The 18,924-nt window shown below is 59.9% G+C and carries 15 protein-coding genes; 13 read left to right on the top strand and 2 right to left on the bottom strand.

The genetic code is table 11. From position 1 onward, the window contains the following. Positions 1 to 30: 30 nt before the first annotated feature. From ISP18_RS13005 to ISP18_RS12945, 13 genes are all read left to right on the top strand, one after another. On the top strand, positions 31 to 1,335 hold the full coding sequence (locus ISP18_RS13005) for an ABC transporter permease (RefSeq protein WP_380012458.1): 1,305 nt from the start codon (positions 31 to 33) through the stop codon (positions 1,333 to 1,335). A 1-nt stretch (position 1,336) separates the two neighbouring features. Next, positions 1,337 to 2,572, top strand: a complete 1,236-nt coding sequence (locus tag ISP18_RS13000) for an ABC transporter permease (protein ID WP_380012455.1) — start codon at positions 1,337 to 1,339, stop codon at positions 2,570 to 2,572. Between the two features lie 9 nt (positions 2,573 to 2,581). Further along, entirely contained in the window at positions 2,582 to 3,907 is a 1,326-nt protein-coding gene (locus tag ISP18_RS12995) for an ABC transporter permease (protein WP_380012452.1), read from the top strand. A gap of 12 nt (positions 3,908 to 3,919) precedes the next feature. After that, positions 3,920 to 5,137 (top strand): ABC transporter permease, encoded by a 1,218-nt coding sequence (locus ISP18_RS12990; protein WP_380015827.1) that lies wholly within the window; start codon positions 3,920 to 3,922, stop codon positions 5,135 to 5,137. Positions 5,138 to 5,157: 20 nt separating this feature from the next. Continuing rightward, positions 5,158 to 6,495, top strand: coding sequence for an ABC transporter permease (locus tag ISP18_RS12985; protein WP_380012449.1), 1,338 nt, complete (start codon positions 5,158 to 5,160; stop codon positions 6,493 to 6,495). 11 nt (positions 6,496 to 6,506) lie between these two features. Then, positions 6,507 to 7,757 carry an ABC transporter permease gene (locus tag ISP18_RS12980; protein ID WP_380012446.1) on the top strand — a complete coding sequence of 417 codons (1,251 nt, stop codon included), beginning with the start codon at positions 6,507 to 6,509 and terminating at the stop codon, positions 7,755 to 7,757. Positions 7,758 to 7,766: 9 nt separating this feature from the next. Beyond that, on the top strand, positions 7,767 to 8,591 hold the full coding sequence (locus ISP18_RS12975; protein ID WP_380012443.1) for a L,D-transpeptidase family protein: 825 nt from the start codon (positions 7,767 to 7,769) through the stop codon (positions 8,589 to 8,591). Positions 8,592 to 8,621: 30 nt separating this feature from the next. Continuing rightward, entirely contained in the window at positions 8,622 to 9,785 is a 1,164-nt protein-coding gene (locus ISP18_RS12970) for an alpha/beta fold hydrolase (protein ID WP_380012440.1), read from the top strand. Between the two features lie 220 nt (positions 9,786 to 10,005). After that, positions 10,006 to 11,349, top strand: a complete 1,344-nt coding sequence (locus tag ISP18_RS12965; protein ID WP_380012437.1) for a sigma-54-dependent transcriptional regulator — start codon at positions 10,006 to 10,008, stop codon at positions 11,347 to 11,349. 359 nt (positions 11,350 to 11,708) lie between these two features. After that, positions 11,709 to 13,082, top strand: a complete 1,374-nt coding sequence (locus tag ISP18_RS12960) for a sensor histidine kinase (RefSeq protein ID WP_380012434.1) — start codon at positions 11,709 to 11,711, stop codon at positions 13,080 to 13,082. 303 nt (positions 13,083 to 13,385) lie between these two features. Then, positions 13,386 to 14,342 (top strand): SPFH domain-containing protein, encoded by a 957-nt coding sequence (locus ISP18_RS12955; protein WP_380012431.1) that lies wholly within the window; start codon positions 13,386 to 13,388, stop codon positions 14,340 to 14,342. Positions 14,343 to 14,358: 16 nt separating this feature from the next. After that, positions 14,359 to 14,805, top strand: a complete 447-nt coding sequence (locus ISP18_RS12950; protein ID WP_380012428.1) for an NfeD family protein — start codon at positions 14,359 to 14,361, stop codon at positions 14,803 to 14,805. 236 nt (positions 14,806 to 15,041) lie between these two features. Next, positions 15,042 to 16,328, top strand: coding sequence for a threonine/serine exporter family protein (locus ISP18_RS12945; protein ID WP_380012425.1), 1,287 nt, complete (start codon positions 15,042 to 15,044; stop codon positions 16,326 to 16,328). Positions 16,329 to 16,587: 259 nt separating this feature from the next. Here the strand turns inward: ISP18_RS12945 and ISP18_RS12940 are convergent, their stop codons facing one another. After that, entirely contained in the window at positions 16,588 to 16,920 is a 333-nt protein-coding gene (locus ISP18_RS12940; RefSeq protein ID WP_380012422.1) for an H-NS histone family protein, read from the bottom strand. 173 nt (positions 16,921 to 17,093) lie between these two features. Beyond that, the gene (locus ISP18_RS12935) at positions 17,094 to 18,791 is read right to left on the bottom strand and encodes a proline--tRNA ligase (RefSeq protein ID WP_380012419.1); all 1,698 of its coding nucleotides are present in this window, start codon (positions 18,789 to 18,791) and stop codon (positions 17,094 to 17,096) included. Positions 18,792 to 18,924 lie beyond the last annotated feature (133 nt).

The following is an 18,924-nucleotide window of genomic DNA, read 5'->3' as shown; positions in this document are numbered from 1 at the left end:
TACCCAGTCGTCAGCCAGCAGGGAAATGCCATGTTCGGTTATTACCTCGATCTCGCCGTCCGCAGTTTGAACCGCAGCCGCGTGCTTACCGCGCTGATGGTGCTGGCTGTCGCACTGGGCATCGGTGCGTGCATGACCACGTTGACCGTGTTGCACGTGCTGTCTGGCGATCCGCTGCCCGGACGCAGCGGGTCGCTGTATTACCCGCAGCTTGATCCGCGTGACATGCAGGCCTATACGCCGGGCGTCGAACCGCCCGGGCAGCTGACCTGGATCGACGGCATGTATCTGCTGCATGCGAAACGCGGAACGCATCAAGCCTTGATGACGGGGGGCATGGTGCCGTTGCAGCCGGCGCAATCGAGCATCGACCCGTTTCATGCCAACGCGCGCTACACCACCGCCGACTTCTTCCCCATGTTTGGCGTGTCGTTCCAATACGGCAGTGCTTGGGGTGATGCCGAAGACCAAAGCAAGGCGCGTGTGGTGGTGATCAGCTCCGAGCTGAACGACAAACTGTTTGGCGGCAAGAACAGCGTGGGCAACACGCTGCGCCTGCAAAAGGCAGATTTCCGCATTATTGGCGTGCTTGGCGATTGGCGGCCGAATCCGCACTTCTATGACTTGTACATGGGCGCTTATGCCAATTACGAGCAGGTGTATGTGCCGCTGTCGACAGCGCGCGATCTACAGATGGAGCACGATGGTTCCATGGATTGCTGGGGTAATGGCGGCGGCGATCAGGCGAATTTGGAGCAGTCGCCTTGCACATGGCTGCAGTTTTGGGTGGAACTGGATTCGCCGGCCAGTGTGGCGGCCTACAAGAGCTTTCTTGATCATTATTCGGATGACCAGCGCGCCGCCGGGCGTTTTGTGCGGCCGAACAACGTGCACTTGCGCAGCGTGATGCAGTGGTTGGATTACAACCAGGTAGTGCCCAGCGACACGCGCCTTCAGGCATGGCTGGCGCTGGGCTTTCTGGTGGTTTGCCTGGTGAATACGGTGGGCTTGATGCTGGCCAAATTCATGCGCCGTGCCGGTGAGCTTGGGGTACGCCGCGCCTTGGGTGCTTCGCGGCGCACGCTATTTGGGCAGTTGCTGATGGAATCGGGCGTGGTCGGTTTTGCTGGTGGCGTGCTGGGCCTTCTGCTGGCCTTGCTCGGACTTTGGCTGGTGCGCCAGCAACCGTCGGATTACGCCAAGCTGGCGCATATGGATTCGGCGATGTTGCTGGCGACCTTTGTCATCTCGGTGGCGGCAAGCATGCTGGCAGGTTTGCTGCCCGCCTGGCGCGCGTGCCGCATTGCTCCCGCATTGCAACTGAAGGCGCAATAACATGGATATTCGGCCGATATTCTTTACGCTGCGGCGGCACAAGCTGACCTGTTGCCTGTTGGTTCTGCAGATTGCGCTCACCTGCGCCATCGTTTGCAACACCATCTTTCTGATCAGCCAGCGCCTCGATCGCATGAATATGCCCAGCGGTATCGCCGAGCAGGAACTGGTTTATGTGCAGATGGCTTATATCGGCAGCCGTCCGGATGCAAAGGCGCGTGCGGCGGAGGATGTGGCCGCCTTGCAGTCGATTCCCGGCGTGAAATGGGCAACGCTGATCGGCGAGATGCCATTCGACTACGGCTCGAACAATATGGATGTGCGAACCGATCCCTCACAGCGCATGCCTACGCTAAGCTCTACTCAGTACTTTGGCGAAAACACGGCGAAAACACTTGGCGTGCAGATTGTGGAGGGGCGCGATTTGCGGCCCGAGGAATACATCTTCCTGTCTGACGTGTTTACACTGCTGGCGAAGAAGCAATACGACAAGTTGCCGAATGTCACGCTGATAACGCGCACCATGGCGGAGCGCATGTGGCCGGGACAAGACCCGCTCGGCAAGCGGTTTTACGTGGGACAAGGTATCCCGCTCACGGTGGTTGGCGTGATGGCCAATCTGATCCGGCCGGGCCGTGATCGGCTCGACTTGGGTGCTCAATACAGCACCCTGTGGCCGGTGCGTGTGACGATGGACCAGGACGCCTCTTTCCTCATCCGCACTGCACCGCAGGAGCGCGATAGGGTGTTGCGTGCGGCGGTGGACAAACTCAAGGCGTTGGACCCCAACCGCATCGTGCTGGACAAGGGCACGATGGAACAGCACCGGCGTGATTTCTTCCAGAACGACCGCGCTATGGCCGGCATTCTCGTCGGCGTTTGCATTGCATTGCTGGTCGTGACTGCACTTGGCATCGTCGGTCTCGCCAGTTTCTGGGTAGCGCAGCGCAATCGCAGCATCGGTGTGCGACGTGCGCTAGGCGCCACGCGCGGCAACATCCTGCATTACTTCCAGACTGAGAACTTCCTGCTCACCACCATGGGCATCGTGCTCGGCATGGTGCTGGCCTACGGCATCAACTTGTTCCTGATCGTGCATTACGAATTGCCGCGCCTGCCGGCGATCTACTTCCCCATGGGTGCGATCTTGCTTTGGAGTCTGGGTCAGGCCGCGGTACTCGGCCCGGCTCTGCGCGCGGCGGCGGTACCGCCGGTGGTGGCGACGCGATCCGTCTAGGGAGGGAGCATGTTCGGCTATTACTTTGAGCTGGCTTTGCGCAGCCTGAAGCACAACAAAGTGCTGACGGGCTTGATGGTGCTGGCGATTGCGGTGGGTATCGGCGCGAGCATGACCACGCTGACGGTGATGCATTTGTTGTCGGGTGACCCATTGCCAGGCAAGAGCGGCTCTTTGTTCTACGTACAGGTTGATCCCGATCCGACTAACGTATCAGCCCATAAGGAGCCGCCCGATGTCATGGACGATCGCTCCTCGTTGGATCTGTGGCGTGCGCGGCACGCAGACCGGCAGGCACCGGTGGTGGATAGCCCGACAAAGGTATTTGCACCGGGCCAGCGCATGCCGCCATTGATGATGTCGATGCTCTCCACCACCGCGGATTTCTTTGGGATGTTCGACGTGCCGTTCCAGTACGGCGCGGGCTGGAGCGCCGACGATGATACGCGTCGTTCGCGCGTTGCGGTGATCTCGGCCGATCTCAATAACAAGCTGTTCGGCGGCGCCAATAGCGTTGGAAAAACCCTGCGCTTGCGCAACACGGATGTGCGCATCATCGGCGTACTCAAGCCATGGCGGCCGTCGCCGCTGTTCTACACGGTAAGAGGTGGGCGCTTTGCGCACGGCGATACGGCGAGTTTTTATGGCAAGCCCGAGGACGTCTTCGTGCCGTACGAAAGCAGCATGGAGATCAACGACGGCAACTTCTATCAATTCACCTGCTGGAATTTGCCCAAGCAGCCTGGTCATTTGACCGATTCGCCCTGCGAGTGGGTGGCTTTGTGGGTGCAGTTGGGCGATGCCGGCAAGGTAGCGGCCTATCGTCGCTTCGTGGCGGACTATGCCGCCCAGCAGAAAGCGTTGGGCCGCTTCACGCATGCCGAGAACACGCGCCTGCGCAATCTGATGGAATGGCTCGACTATAACGGCGTGGTGCCGAGCGACGTGCATCTGCAAACCTGGTTGGCGTTTGCCTTTCTCGCCATTTGCCTGTTCAACACGGTGGGGCTTTTGCTCGCTAAGTTTCTTCGGCGCGGTGGCGAGATCGGCGTCAGACGTGCGTTGGGTGCCTCGCGTGGTGCGATCTTCATGCAGTTTCTGATGGAGGCAGGTGTGGTTGGCCTGCTTGGCGGCGTGGGTGGTTGGCTGTTGACGCTGGCCGGTCTGTGGTTGGTACGCCGACAGCCGACACCTTATGCGGACATGGTGCATTTGGATGTGGCGATGTTCGCCACGACCTTTGCGTTATCCATTATGACCAGTCTGCTGGCAGGTACCCTGCCGGCGTTGCGTGCCAGTCGGGTCGCGCCGGCATTGCAACTGAAAGCTCAATAGGGGATTCGTATGATGTGGCAGATCCGACCCATTCTTGCTGCGTTGCGCCGTCATCGGTTGGCGACCTTACTGATCGCGCTGGAAATCGCACTGGCTTGCGCCGTGCTCTGCAATGCTTGCTTTCTGATCACCAATCGCCTGCAGCGTATGAAGCTGGACATCGGCGTGGATGAAGCCTCACTCGCTACTATCCAGCTGACAGGCTTTGAGGGCGCAAACGTGAAGGATTTGAATGCGCGCATGCTGAGCGGCCTGCGCGCTATCGACGGCGTGCAATCGGTCAGTGTCATCAACACGGTGCCGTTCGGGCAGCAGGCAGGTACGGTTGGCATTTTCCTCAGTCCGTCCGCGCAACATGTCAGCGCCGTTATTGACGTCTATGTCGGCGGCCCGGGCAGTATGCAGGCGCTGGGCTTGAAGCTGATCGAGGGTCATGCACCACAGGAAAGTGATTACCAGCCTGTGGACAATATTTTTCCAAATGATGCACAGGTACTGATCACCCGCTCTCTGGCTGATCATCTATGGCCGGGCGTCGATCCGCTGGGCAAAGAATTCTGGTGCGACACCTATCACTTTCAGGTGATGGGGGTGATCGATCGTCTGGCCATCGCGCAGCCCGGCAGCCGCGGTGCCAGCAGCGTGGACTGGTCGGTATTCGCGCCAGGTCAACCTGGGCAATCACTTGCCGGCAGTTATCTGCTGCGTGCCGATCCGAAAGACATTCCCAGAGTATTGCGTGACGCGCGGCTAGCAGTATCCAAGCTTGCTCCGGACGCCGTGCTGGATCAGGAAGACAGCCAGCTGCTAAGTGATCTTCGCTATCGCTATTTCGAAAACGACCGAGCCATGAGCCGAGTGCTGATTGGCGTGATCGCAGCGTTGTTGCTGGTGACTGCGCTGGGCATCGTCGGCTTGGCCAGTTTCTGGGTTGGGCAGCGACGTAAGCAGATCGGCATCCGTCGCGCGATTGGCGCTACACGCGGCGATATCTTGCGTTATTTCCAGGTGGAAAATTTTCTGATCGTCAGCTTCGGTGTCGTGTTGGGTATCGTGCTGGCCTATGCCTGCAATCTGTTGCTGATGAAGCGCTACGAACTGGCGCAGCTTCCGTTCTATTACATGCCCATTGGGGCCATCGTTCTTTGGCTGCTCGGCCAACTCGCCGTGCTGGGCCCGGCTCTGCGCGCAGCTGCGGTGCCACCGGTGGTTGCGACGCGATCGGTCTAGTCACAGAGATAAAAGGGGCGATGTCACGGATGTTTGCGTACAGCGTGGAACTGGCTTTGCATGGTCTTCGTCGTTTTCCCAAGACAACGGCATTGGCTGTAATGACCGTGGCGATCGGTATGGCCGCAAGCGTGACGACGCTCGCGCTGTTGCATATGCTTTCTGCGGATCCGCTGCCCGGGTTGAGCCGGCATTTGTACATTGCCTGGGTCGATACGGTGCAGGCCAAACCGCAGAACTACACCTCGCTTGATGGCGCGACCACTTATGATTTCAAGCGCCTCAAGATGCCGGATACCGAAGTACTTATGGCAGCGCATAAGGCGGTCGAGCAAACCGTGGCAGCCGATATCTGGAAGCGGGTTGATGGCGATGCAGGGCGGCATTTCGATGAGGCCGTACTGGCCACGACCGGTGATTTCATTCCGATGTTCGGCGTAGCGCTGCGCGATGGACGCACCTGGACCGCGCAAGAAGACCAAGCCCATGCGCCGGTGGCAGTCATCGATACTGAGCTGGCCCAGAAGCTTTTTGGTACCGCCGGGGCAGTAGGCCGGGTGGTGCGCATCAACAATCATGCTTTCCGCGTAATCGGCGTCAGTCAACCCTACGCACCACAGCCGCATTTCTATGGCTTGAACGAATGGTCATTCAGCGGCAGTTCTCGGGAAAGCGTCTTCGTACCTTACCGGGCCGCGCTCGACGCGGGTATTGCACCTACCGGTACCGATGGCTGCGATGATGCGACAGATAAAAACATGACCATGCTGCATGTGGACCCTGTGCATTGTGCGTGGCTTGAGTATTGGGTGCAGCTCGATACACCGCAGGAAGTGGCGGCTTATCGCAGTTATCTTGATCGCTACGCTCAGCAACAAGCTTCGCTGTCGAGCTATGGAAAGAAGCCGCAATCTCAGCTACTGAGTGTGCGTGAATGGTTGATGCTGCAGAATGTGATTCCGGACAACGTGCGCCTCAATGCATGGCTCGCCGGGTCGTTCCTGATGCTGTGCATGATGAACGTGGCCGGATTGCTCGCGGCCAAATTCATGCGCCGCGGTACAGAGGTTGGCATTCGACGTGCCTTGGGAGCTTCTCGCCGTAGCGTAATGCTCCAGCATCTTGTCGAGGCCGGTTTGATTTGCCTGCTTGGCGGCGTATTGGCTTGGCCGCTCACGCTGCTCGGTCTGGCGCTGTTGCGCATGCAAGATCAAGGCTTTACCGATCTCGCCCGATTGGACGTGACGATGTTTGCTTCGCTGTTCGCCCTGGCATTGCTGGTGGGCTTGCTCGTGGGCTTGTTGCCGTCTTGGCGCGTGTCGCGCATACAGCCTGGCTTGCAGATCAAAAGTGCTTGAAGGAGATGTCCATGCGTATCATTCTGGCTCCCTTGCGTCGTCACAGTCTGATGCCTGCGCTGGTCTTGCTGCAGGTCGCTGTGGCGTGCGCCATTCTCTGCAACGTATTTTTTCTGGCCTGGCAGCGCTTGCAGCCGATGCTGGCGCCGAGCGGCGTGGACGCCGACAACTTGATACTGGTGGACAATTTGGCCGCGCAAGGGCGCAGCTTCACAGTTGCAGAATCTCAAGCGGGAGAAGAAGCATTGAGAGCGGCACCGGGCGTGCGTGCCGCATCGTCCGCATTCGGCCTGCCGATGGTGAGCATCGCCTCAATCATGATCAACCTGCAGGGGCCAACGCATGCAGCGGTAGGCGTCAACGGTTACTTCGGGCAGGGATTAATGCAGACGCTCGGGTTGCAGATGGTGGGAGGTCGCGACTTTGTGCCGAGCGAATATCGCCCATGGGGAATCGGCGCCAATAATGGAAGCAATTCGGAATGGGATACCGGCACGCCACAGCCCATCATTATCACGCAGGCGCTGGCGGACAAATTGTTTGGCTCAGCGCCAGCACTTGGAGGAGTGCTGACCGATCCGTCGGACAAGCAAGATCACGGCTATGTGGTAGTTGGTCTCGTGAAGCACTTGCTGCGCAATCAAGTCGGGCTGGCCACGGATGGTAGGGCGGACTATACGGTGCTTCTCGCACGCAATATCGGCAATACGGCCATGTTGAGCTATGCCGTACGCGTGGATCCGTCGATGCGTGAGATTGCTCTGCAAGGCGTCAGGGATGCGATCAAGCGCCAATTCACTGCGGCTACCGCAGGCGGGCCCCAAGCCAGGGTGGAAACCTATAACGAGAAGCGTGATGCTGCTTTCAAGGAATCTCGCGCCACGCTCTGGTTATTGTTGGGCATGGTGTTGGCGATCATGATCGTCACCTTGGTGGGCATCATGGGTCTTACCGGTTTCTGGGTACAGCGGCGCACGCGACAGATTGGCATTCGTCGTGCGCTTGGCGCGCGACGAGCAGACATACTGCGTTACTTCCTGTTGGAAAACGCAGTGATCGTTGGGGCGGGTATCGCCGTGGGCATGGTGCTGGCTTATGCGGCCAACGTCTTGCTCATGCACTATTACGAGCTGCCGCATCTGCCTTGGACATATTTGCCGGTTGGCGCGGCCGCGATGTTGGTGATGGGGCAGGTGGGTGTGCTCGGTCCAGCCCTGCGCGCTGCAGCAGTGCCTCCAGTAGTGGCAACGCGATCCGTCTAAGGGGGAAGCATGTTCGGCTATTGTTTCGATCTTGCACTGCGCAGCTTCAAGCACAACAAAGTGCTGATGGGGCTTATAGCGGTGGCCATCTCCGCGGCTGGTCTGTTTCCTGTTGTGCACGCGCGCGCGCATGACGCCATCGATGGGGCGGACCAGCTCGTGGTCGTTACCACCACCACCTGGAATAGCGTAAGCGGCAGGCTGCAACGGTTTGAACGCCATGGATCGGGTGATGGGTGGAAGGCGATCGGGCAGCCGTTTCCCATCGTCGTAGGGAAGACCGGGCTGGCATGGGGCGACGGCTTGATCACCAACGAACGGCTGGGGGCCGAAGCTGGCGATCCCATCAAACACGAAGGAGATGGCAAGGCGCCGGCAGGTGTGTTCGCGCTGGGAACGGCATTCGGGTACGAGCCAAAGCCTCTGGTCGGCTCGCGCATGTCGTACGTGCACCTGACTCCATCGGTCGAGTGCGTGGACGACACGAAGTCGCAGTACTACAACCGCATCGTCGACCGCCAGAACGTCAACGCGCCGGACTGGAGCAGTTCCGAACACATGCTGCGCGATGACGAGCTGTACCACTGGGGAGTCTATGTTGACCACAACGCCAACCCGGTCAAGCCAGGTGGCGGTTCGTGCATTTTCTTGCATGTCTGGCGCGGGGCCGGCCAGGGCACGGTCGGATGTACCGCCATGCCGATGGAGGATATCCAGCAGCTCATCACGTGGTTCGATCCGAAGAAATCGCCGCTCCTGGTGCAGATGCCACGCGGCCAATACGACAAGCTGCGCAAGCATTTGAAGTTGCCCGAACTCGCGACAACCGAATGACGTTAACGAAATAAAACTGGAGAAATGGATATGAAGACAGCTGGACTGATGTATCGGTTGGCGCTCATGGTTGCGATGCTGCCGATAAGCGTTTCGGCGGCAACGCACGGCGACGTTTCTTCGCAAGACAAGGCGTCGCCCATGACTCGCGCTGAGGTCACCCGAATCATCGCCAATAGCCGCCGCATCGTTAGCCCCAACGGTATCGAGACACTGGTCAAGGTGCCGATCAACGGTACGGATCAGTGGCTTTCGATTCGCGGCAAGAATCGCCGCAATCCCATTCTGCTAGTGCTGCATGGCGGCCCGGCATCGCCCAGCATGCCAAGTGACTACACCTATCAGTCGCCATGGGAGGACTACTTTACCGTGGTGCAATGGGATCAGCGCGGCGCGGGTAAGACCTATGCGGCGAATACCGAGCAGAAAATGGCCCCTGGCATGACCATCGAAGGTATGACGGACGATGCCGCACAAGTGGTGCAATACCTGCGTGAGCACTATGGCAAGCAGAAAATCTTCCTGATGGGTCATTCCTGGGGAACGGTGCTGGGCACGCGTCTCGCGCAGCAGCATCCCGAATGGTTCTACGCCTATATCGGTGTGGGACAGGTTGTTAACGTACGCCGCAATGAAGAAGTGGGTTATGACTTCGCACTAAGCAGTGCGAAGTCGAGTGGCAACGCAAACGCGATCAAGGAATTGCAAGCTATCGCACCGTATCCCGGTACGGCGCCCATAAACCTTGAGCGCCTTGGTGTGCGCAGCAAATGGGAGATGTATTACGGAGGGTTGACGTACGGTCGCCAGAATTACGCTTACGAATCCGATGTCGAGCAACTGTCGCCCGAGTACAGCCAGCAGGAGTTGGATGCCATCAACAAGGGCAGCGTGTTCACGATCGGTCACCTCGCGGCGCCGCTTCTATCCGTCAACTTCGACGACGTGACGCAGTTCGGTTGCCCGGTCATTCTGTTTGTTGGCGCGCATGACGAAACCACCTCGCATGAGCTTGCCGAACAATGGTTCGACAAGCTGCACGCGCCATCAAAGCGGTTGGTGATTTTCGCCGATTCCGCACACATGGTTATGCAGGAGCAGCCGGGTCGATTTTTGATGCATCTTGTAACCGATGCGCTGCCGCTAGCCCAGGCATCGGGTGATGCGTCGCCTGCAGAGGTCACCCGCCATTGATGGAGCGATCGACCAAGGTGGGCCATAGTGTTGGTACAGAGCGGGATTTACCTGACTATCGATGCGGCTGTCATGGCATTTAACCCCGCTCTGTGCCCCGCTGAGGCGGCCCTGGTCGTAGGTGCCCGCTCCATATGATCGATTTTGATATACGGATGCCGGTCGTCATGGCAACCTTTCCGGCGGGAGCGGCATCCATGCCTGCATGTGTAGACGACGAATGCGTACCGTACTGATCATTGACGATAACCCGGCCGTGGGCGAGGCGCTGTCGTTGCTGCTCTCGCTGCACGATGTGCGTCCGCTGGTGGCGCTTACGCCCGAGGACGGCCTGGCCACCTTGGCGCGCCAGTCCGTGGACGTGGTGATCCAAGACATGAATTTCACGGCCGACACTACCTCCGGTGAGGAGGGGGTGGAGCTGTTCCGCGCCATCCGTCAGCGCCACGCGGATCTGCCGTTGATTCTACTTACGGCGTGGACCCACCTGGAAACCGCGGTGGAGTTGGTGAAAGCCGGGGCGGCCGATTACCTGGCCAAGCCCTGGGACGATGCCAAGCTGCTGGCTACGGTGGAAAATCTGCTGGAGCTGTCCGAGTCCACGCGCGAGGTGAATCGCACGCGTATGGAGCGCCGCAAGCGTCGCGACGATCTGCAACGCCGATACGAGCTTGATGGGTTGGTGTTTGCCTCCGAGGGGATGGCGCGCACCATCGATCTGGCCTGCCAGGTGGCGCGCTCGGACGTGCCGGTGCTGATCACCGGGCCGAATGGTTCGGGCAAGGAACGCATCGCGGCCATCGTGCACGCCAATTCCTCGGTGCGGAACGGGCCGTTCGTAGCGGTGAATTGCGGCGCCTTGCCGGGCGAGCTGATCGAGGCCGAACTGTTCGGCGCCGAGGCCGGTGCCTATACCGGCGCCAACAAGTCACGCGAAGGCCGCTTCGAACTGGCCGATGGCGGCACGCTGTTCTTGGACGAAATCGGCAACCTGCCGTTGCCGGGCCAGATGAAGCTGCTGCGCGTGCTGGAAACCGGGCAGTTCGAACGATTGGGTTCGGGCCGCACACGCAAGGTGAAGGTGCGCGTGCTCAGCGCCACCAACGCCGATCTCAAGGGCATGATCCGCACGGGTACGTTCCGCGAGGATCTTTATTACCGCCTCAACGTGATCGATGTGAATCTGCCACCGCTATCCGAACGCATCGACGATATCCTGCCGCTGGCCGAGCATTTTCTGGCCGGTCGCGCGGAACTGAGCGATGCGGCGCGCGAAGCTTTGCTCACCTATGCGTGGCCGGGCAATGTGCGCGAACTGAAGAACGCGATCGAGCGTGCCGCTCTGCTGGCCGGCAACAACGCCATCACGCCCGAGCTGCTCAACCTGCCGCAGAGCGCCGGCGCCGTGGCGGTGCGCAACCTCGACGAGCCCAGCCGCGAGGTGGTGGAGGCGGCGCTGCACAAGGCCGATGGCGTGATCAGTCGCGCGGCGACCTCGTTGGGTTTGTCGCGTCAGGCGTTGTATCGGCGCATGGAGCGGTATGGGTTGATGACGCAGGCGTGAGTGCTTTCTCCCTCTAGCCCCTCAGCGTAGGTATCCACACAACTGTCTTGGAACCTCAAATTGCCCAGTCGTCATTCCGGCGAAGGCCGGAATCCAGTTCAAATACGCGTCCGAAGGACACAAAATCCCGCTTTTTGAGTGCTTCGCACGGCGTATTAAAACTGGATTCCGGCCTTCGCCGGAATGACGGTGAGGCAAGACCAAGCTTGGCCTCAAGAATGTGTAGCTACCCATGCCTCTGGAAAGAGGAACAAAAGCCTGCATTCCGGCAGTGGTACACACCGACTACAACGTGTAGAACAGCCGCATTCCATTGAGAGATCGGCCATGCCGAAACATGCACGTCAAAGGATCGCCTTATGCGCCTGAGGTCGCTGGAAGCCCGTCTGGCGCTCTGGCTGGCCTTGGCCGCGTTGATGGGCGCCCTGGTCTACGTCGGCGTTACGCAGTGGCCGCTGCCGCAGGCGCTGCAATGGATGCATACCGAACTGCAGCTGCACGTCGCCAAGCCGACCAGCACCGAAGCCATCATCATCTGCGCGGTCGTGCTGGCGCCGTTGTCGTGGTGGTTCGCATACATCGTAATGAATCCGGTCAAGCGCTTGCTGCGTGCACTGGAAGGCGCAGTGGCAAGTTATCGCGATGGCGATTTCAGCATTTCCATTGCACTCAATCGAGCCGACGAGCTGGGCGACCTGGTTCGCGTGCACAACGAACTTGGGCAGACGCTACGCGAACAGCGGCAAAACCTCGCGCAGCGCGAATTGTTGCTGGATACCGTCGTGCAGAACACGCCGGTGGCCTTGGTGCTTACCGATGTCAACGGTCGCGTCGCCTACGCCAACATCGCGGCGCGGCATTTGTTCAATGAAGGGCGCAGCCTCAACGGCCTGCATTTCGCCAACTTGATTGCCGATGCGCCCGAAGCACTCCGCAAGGCGACGGAAGGTTCGGAAGACGCGCTTTTCAGCGTGGAAATGGACGGTAGCGAGGAAACTTTCCACTTGTCGCAGCGTGCATTCCGCTTGCAGGGCCGGCCGCATCGGCTGCAATTATTCCGTCGCATGACGCGCGAACTGTCGCGGCAGGAAGTGGCGGCATGGAAGCGCGTGATCCGCGTGGTCAGTCATGAGTTGAACAACTCGTTGGCGCCGATTTCCTCACTTGCGCATTCCGGCGCCGAGCTAGCGCGACGTGGCGATGTGCAGCGGCTGCCGGGTGTGTTCGCCACCATCGGCGAACGTGCGCGTCATCTGCACGGCTTTATCGACGGCTATGCGCGTTTCGCCAAGCTTCCGGCACCGCGGCCGGTGGCGGTGCAATGGAAACCCTTTCTGGATGCGCTGACGCTGCATTGCCGCTTCCAGTTGCAGGGCGAGGCCCCTAAGCAACCGGGCTGGTTCGATCCGGTGCAGATCGAGCAGGTGCTGATCAACCTGGTCAAGAACGCTCATGAATCGGGCAGCGCACCGGAAGGTGTGACATTGGCGTTGACCCTCATCGGACACGAACTGCGCATCGAAGTGGGCGATCGCGGTCCCGGCATGAGCGAAGCGGTGCTGGCGCAGGCGCTGCTGCCGTTCTACTCCACCAAGCGCTCGGGTACAGGACTGGGGTTGGCGCTGGCGCGCGAGATCAGCGAGGCGCATGGCGGGCGCATTGCGTTGGCCAACCGCGAGGATGGCGGCTTGCGCGTTACCTTAGTGCTGCCGCAGTCGCCGGGCGCGGCGTAGCGGCGTAGGCTGGGATGACAATCCCAGCTTTCTTGCAGTTTCCTGATGCTGGGATTGTCATCCCAGCCTATTTATGGCCGTCATTCCCGCGAAAGCGGGAATCCATTTTGCTCTGATGCAAAAGCGAAGATGGATTGACCAGCTTCGCTGTTGAAAAGCGCCTCCGCTTTCGCGGGAATGACGGCCATTGGGGTTACAAGGGGAGTTGCGTAGGTTGGAGTTCGCATGCGCTCACTCCAGCCTGAGCCTGCGAAGTGAGCCGACTACCCTATACTCCCCGTAAGTCAACAAGGAGGACAGGTCATGGGACAAATCTTTGCATTGGTTGTCGTGGTGGTGGCGATCATCGTGCTGGCCAAGCTGGTGCGTATCGTTCCGCAGGGTTACGAATGGACGGTCGAATGTTTCGGCAAATACACCCGCACGCTATCGCCGGGTCTGCATTTTCTTATTCCTTTCATGTACAACGTGGGCCGCAAGGTAAACATGATGGAGCAGGTGCTGGATGTGCCGAGCCAGGATGTCATCACCAAGGACAACGCGGTGGTACGCGTGGACGGCGTGGTGTTTTATCAGGTACTGGACGCGGCCAAGGCTGCGTATGAAGTCTCCAATCTAGAACAGGCCGCGCTTGCATTGGTGATGACCAATATACGCACGGTGCTCGGTTCCATGGACTTGGACGAATCGCTGAGCCAGCGCGATGCGATCAACGCGAAACTGTTGAAAGTGGTCGACGAGGCCACGCATCCATGGGGTGTGAAGGTTAATCGCATCGAGATCAAAGACATTGCGCCACCGCGTGACTTGATCGATTCGATGGCGCGTCAGATGAAAGCCGAACGCGAAAAGCGCGCCAACATCCTCGAAGCAGAAGGCTTCCGCCAGGCCGCCATTCTCAAGGCCGAAGGCGAAAAGCAGTCGGTGATTCTGGCCGCCGAAGGCGAGAAGGAAGCGGCCTTCCGCGCGGCTGAGGCGCGCGAACGCTCGGCTGAGGCCGAGGCCAAAGCGACGGCGATGGTGTCTGATGCCATCGCCAATGGCAACGTCAACGCGCTCAATTACTTTGTCGCCAACAAATACGTGGAAGCGCTGAAGGAAATGGCCAATTCGCCCAACCAGAAGATGCTGCTGCTGCCGATGGAAGCCACGGGCATTCTCGGCTCGCTGGCGGGCATCGCGGAGCTGGCGAAGGAAGCGTTCGGACAGCAGCAGGACAAGCTTGCAGCGCCACGCCGCAATCCGCCGTCGATGAGCTGAGCGCGAGGAACCAATCATGTTTGCAAGCGTGGCTGCGCATTACCTCTGGTGGATCGTTGCGCTGGTGCTGATTGCCATCGAAGTGATCATGCCTGGCTATTTCATGTTGTGGATCGGCATCGGCGCGGCCGCGACGGGCTTGCTCGTGCTGGTGATGCCGGGGCTACCGCTGCTGGCCCAGGCGGTGATCTTCGTGGTGCTGGCGTTCGTGTCGTGTGCGGTGTACTGGTACGCCGTGCGGCCGGCATTGCAGAAAGACGAGCAGAACGACGGGCGGCTTAACCGGCGTGCCGAGCAGTTGATCGGCGGGCGCTATGTGCTGATCGAGGCCATCGTCAACGGACGCGGCAAGGCGCGGGTGGGCGATGGGCAGTGGCTGGTCAGCGGGCCGGATTTGCCGGCGGGTAGTACGGTGGAAGTGGTCGCAGTGGACGGGACGACGTTAAAGGTGCGGGCTGCTTGAATATTCTTCTTCTTCTTCTTCCTCCGGAAGTTTAGCTGGCGTCGAATCTCAACTCGCCATCATTTGCTCCCTCCCCTGCTTGCAGGGGAGGGCTGGGGTGGGGTGAACACTTACGATGAACTTTTCCGCAAGTGTTCACCCCCTCCCGACCTCCCCCTGCGAGCAGGGGGAGGAGAAAAGCGGGAGGCAAGCTTCATGACATACCCAAGCGACACGCTTCCGGTAAGAATGGCGCCATGCCCGCATCCACCCTCCGATCGCCGTTGCCATCCTTCGCCACCACGGCGCTCAACACCCGTATCGCCTTCCTCGTGGAACTCGCCACTCGCTTGCACAAATACGGCGCTGCTTCGCCGCGCCTGGAAATGGCGATCTCAGGTTCCGCGCAACGCATTGGGCTGAATGCGGAAGTGTGGTCCAGCCCCACGGCCATCATCATCTCCTTCGCCGATCTCGCACAGGGCGAGGAAGGACGGATTGCGCAGGTCACGCAGGTCATCCGACTGCTGCCGGGCGACGTGAACCTGGACAAGTTGTGCCGTGCGGATGAGATTGCCGATCGCGTAATTGCCGGCGAGCTGGATCTGCGCGAAGGGTTTCGTTTGCTGCGCGCGCTGGAGTTGCCGGATACACCGCGCCAGAAGGCTGGCGTGATCGTGAGCTACGGCTTGTCAGCAGCGGCCATCGATGCGTTGTTTCTGCACAGTTCCTGGGTGGATCTATGCGTGGCGGCGTTCGTCGGGTTGATCATCGGCACCATCACGATCCTGTCGGCGACGCGTCCACGCCTGCAGGTGGCTAGCGATGCCATCTGCGCGATGGTGGCGACGCTGGTCACCATCGTCTTCAGCGCGTTTGTGGTGCCGTTGGCGATCAAGTCGGTGGTGCTGGCGGGCTTGATCGTGTTGATGCCCGGCATGTCGCTGACCACCGCGGTGCGCGAAATTTCCAGCCAGCATCTCGTGGCAGGCATGGCGCGCATGGGTGGGGCGATGTCGACGCTGCTCAAGCTCACCTTCGGCACGGTGGCGGCCACGCAGATTTGCGCGGTGCTGCACATCGAACCGCGCGATTTTGCGCTGCCGGCCTTGCCGGTGTGGATGGATTATCCGGCGTTGTTGGTGGCGGCGATCGCCTTCGCGATGTTGTTCCGTGCGGCGTGGCGCGATTGGCCGGCGGTGATCGCCGCGGTGATCGTGGGCTATGTCGCCACGCGACTTGGCGGTGCGATTTCCGTCAACTTGCCTGGCGCGCCGTTTGGGGTGTTCCTGGGTGGTTTGCTGTTGAGCGCGCTGGCGAATCTTTATGCGCGTTATGCCGGGCGTCCCGGTGCGGTGATACGTGAGCCGGGCATTTTGTTGCTGGTGCCGGGAAGTGTGGGGTTTCGCAGTGTTTCTTATCTGCTGGACCGCAATGCGTCGCTAGGATTTGATTCCACCGTGTTGCTGGTGACGATATTGATTTCGCTGGTGGCGGGATTGATGTTTGGCGAGTTGTTGATTGCGCCGAGAAGGTCGTTGTAGACGCGCTAACGCGTCAGGCTAGCGTGGGGCGTATATCTGCCCCATCGTCATTCCGGCGAAGGCCGGAATCCAGTGTAAATACGTTGTGCGCAGCACACAAAACCTTTTTGTGTCGAGTGCTTTGCACAGCATGTTTGTACTGGATTCCGGCCTTCGCCGGAATGACGCTGAGGCTGGGTTTCAGCTCTTTCGAATTTCTGAAGGTTCAAAGAAAAAACGCCGGCATAAGCCAGCGTTTTTTTCACGATCCCAAACCAAATCAGATCGCCAGATCCTTTTCCTTCTTGCCCGCCTTCAGCGCTTCGTTGAACCAGCGCGGACGCTTGCCGCGGCCCGACCAGGTCTGCTCCGGATCGGCGGGATTGCGGTATTTCGGTGCCACCACGCCGGTGCCGCGGCGCTTGCCGCGTACGCCGCCGGCACCCGCGCCGAACACGTCCTCAAAGCTGACGCCTTCGGCCTTCAGCAGGGCATGCACCTTTTCACGCGCTTTGGTGACTTTTTCCTTGCGCAATTCGTCTTGGCGCAGCTGCGCCTTCTGAATCAGGTCATTGAGCTGGCTTTGGTTGAGGCTCTTGATATCAATGGCCATAAGCGGGACTCCGGTAAAAGAAAATGAGAAGGACATTCCGGGCTATTGGATTATGAATAAATGCCTGGACGTATTTTTCATTCTCCCGCATGAAACCTGAAATTGCAAAGCAATAGATATGAAAAAGGCCGCGCAAGGCGGCCTTTTTCGAGTTTTGCGCAAAGGCAAATACATCAAGTAAGTATTTCAAATAGCTCGTCGCGCGTAATAGCGCTGCTGTCGGCTGACGTGCGGGCGCGATATTCCAAGGTGCCGGCGGCCAGGCCGCGTTCGCTCACTACTACGCGATGCGGAATGCCAATCAGTTCCATGTCGGCAAACATTGCGCCAGGGCGTAGGCCGCGGTCGTCCCATACGGTTTCGATGCCGCGTGCGGTGAGTTCGTTATAGAGCGACTCGGCGGCGGCTTCGACTTCAGGCGAGTTCTTGGGATTGATCACGCACACTGCCACGCGCCAGGGCGCCATGGCTTCTGGCCAGATGATGCCGGCGTCGTCATGGCGCTGCTCGATGGCGGCGGCGGCAATACGGCTTACACCAATGCCGTAGCAACCCATCAGCATCACCTGCTTCTTGCCCTGGTCGTCGAGCACGGTGGCGTTCAGCGCTTCGGCATATTTGCTGCCGAGCTGGAACACGTGGCCCACTTCGATGCCGCGTGCGATCTGCAGGGTGCCACGGCCATCCGGCGAAGCATCGCCCGCCACCACCTGGCGGATGTCTTCCACGCGCGTGATGCGCGCGTCGCGTTCCCAGTTGGCGCCGGTGTAGTGAGTGTCGTTGGCGTTGCCGCCGCAGACGAAATCGGCCAGCACCGCGGCGCTGCGATCGACAATCACCGGAATGGAATCGGGCAGGCTGACCGGGCCGATGAAACCGGGACGCACGCCGACGGCGGCGAGGATTTCCTCATCGGACGCCAGCACGGATTCTCCCGGTAGCTCGGGCAGTTTGCTGGCTTTCACTTCATTGATCTCGTGATCGCCGCGCAGGCACAGCGCAACCAGGCCTTCTTTGCCGCGCACCAGCACCGTCTTGACGATGCGCTCGGCGGTGATGCCGAAGTGCTTGGTAACGTCTTCCACCGTGCGCACGCGCGGCGTGTCGACGCGCTGCAGCGCGGCCGAGGGAGCAGGGCGGCTGATAGCGGGCGCCACGGCTTCGGCTTTCTCGGTGTTGGCGGCGTAGTCGGAGCCGTCGGAGAAGGCGATCAAGTCCTCGCCCGAATCGGCCAGCACCTGGAATTCGTGGCTGGCATTGCCGCCGATGGCGCCGGTATCCGCCTGCACGGCGCGGAACTTCAGCCCTAAGCGCGTGAAGATGCGCGAGTAAGCCTGATACATCACCTCGTAGGTTTCGCTCAGCGACTCCTGCGTGAGATGGAAGGAGTATGCATCCTTCATCAGGAATTCGCGCGCGCGCATGACGCCGAAGCGTGGGCGGATCTCGTCGCGGAACTTGGTCTGGATTTGATAGAAATTCACCGGCAACTGCTTGTAGCTTTTCAGCTCGTTGCGCGCGAAGTCGGTGACGACTTCTTCATGCGTGGGGCCGTAGCAGAATTCCTGTTCCTTCCGGTCCTTGATCTTAAGCAACTGCCCGCCGAATTTCTGCCAGCGGCCGGTTTCTTCCCACAGTTCGCGCGGCTGCACCGAGGGCATCAGCATTTCGATGGCGCCGGCGCGATTCATTTCCTCGCGTACGATCTGCTCCACCTTGCGCAGCACGCGCAGACCCAGCGGCGACCAGGTGTACAGGCCGGCGGCGAGCTTGCGGATCATGCCGGCGCGGATCATCAGCTGATGGCTGGCGATCTCGGCATCGGCGGGGACTTCCTTGACGGTGGCCAGGTGGAATTGGGTAAGGCGCATGGGTTGTGGGCAGCAGGCGATGTAAAGGGGCGATTATAGCCTGCAGCTTCGTTGTAGCTGGGAACGGGGAACAGGGGACGGGGAGCATGAAGTGTTAGGCGAGGAGGAAATCACGCCCTCGTCCAAATGGGCG

This window comes from Dyella humi (genome assembly GCF_044904605.1).
Classification (GTDB): Bacteria; Pseudomonadota; Gammaproteobacteria; order Xanthomonadales; family Rhodanobacteraceae; genus Dyella_B; species Dyella_B humi.
This window is presented reverse-complemented; position numbering and strand designations above follow the sequence as displayed.

Coding starts and splice junctions, on each gene's coding strand:
- ISP18_RS12970 (WP_380012440.1), top strand. CDS start 8,622: ATGAAGACAGCTGGACTGATGTATCGGTTGGCGCTCATGGTTGCGATG.
- ISP18_RS12990 (WP_380015827.1), top strand. CDS start 3,920: ATGTGGCAGATCCGACCCATTCTTGCTGCGTTGCGCCGTCATCGGTTG.
- ISP18_RS13005 (WP_380012458.1), top strand. CDS start 31: ATGTTCGGTTATTACCTCGATCTCGCCGTCCGCAGTTTGAACCGCAGC.
- ISP18_RS12995 (WP_380012452.1), top strand. CDS start 2,582: ATGTTCGGCTATTACTTTGAGCTGGCTTTGCGCAGCCTGAAGCACAAC.
- ISP18_RS12960 (WP_380012434.1), top strand. CDS start 11,709: ATGCGCCTGAGGTCGCTGGAAGCCCGTCTGGCGCTCTGGCTGGCCTTG.
- ISP18_RS12940 (WP_380012422.1), bottom strand. CDS start 16,920: ATGGCCATTGATATCAAGAGCCTCAACCAAAGCCAGCTCAATGACCTG.
- ISP18_RS12975 (WP_380012443.1), top strand. CDS start 7,767: ATGTTCGGCTATTGTTTCGATCTTGCACTGCGCAGCTTCAAGCACAAC.
- ISP18_RS12965 (WP_380012437.1), top strand. CDS start 10,006: ATGCGTACCGTACTGATCATTGACGATAACCCGGCCGTGGGCGAGGCG.
- ISP18_RS12955 (WP_380012431.1), top strand. CDS start 13,386: ATGGGACAAATCTTTGCATTGGTTGTCGTGGTGGTGGCGATCATCGTG.
- ISP18_RS12980 (WP_380012446.1), top strand. CDS start 6,507: ATGCGTATCATTCTGGCTCCCTTGCGTCGTCACAGTCTGATGCCTGCG.
- ISP18_RS12935 (WP_380012419.1), bottom strand. CDS start 18,791: ATGCGCCTTACCCAATTCCACCTGGCCACCGTCAAGGAAGTCCCCGCC.
- ISP18_RS12985 (WP_380012449.1), top strand. CDS start 5,158: ATGTCACGGATGTTTGCGTACAGCGTGGAACTGGCTTTGCATGGTCTT.
- ISP18_RS12945 (WP_380012425.1), top strand. CDS start 15,042: ATGCCCGCATCCACCCTCCGATCGCCGTTGCCATCCTTCGCCACCACG.
- ISP18_RS13000 (WP_380012455.1), top strand. CDS start 1,337: ATGGATATTCGGCCGATATTCTTTACGCTGCGGCGGCACAAGCTGACC.
- ISP18_RS12950 (WP_380012428.1), top strand. CDS start 14,359: ATGTTTGCAAGCGTGGCTGCGCATTACCTCTGGTGGATCGTTGCGCTG.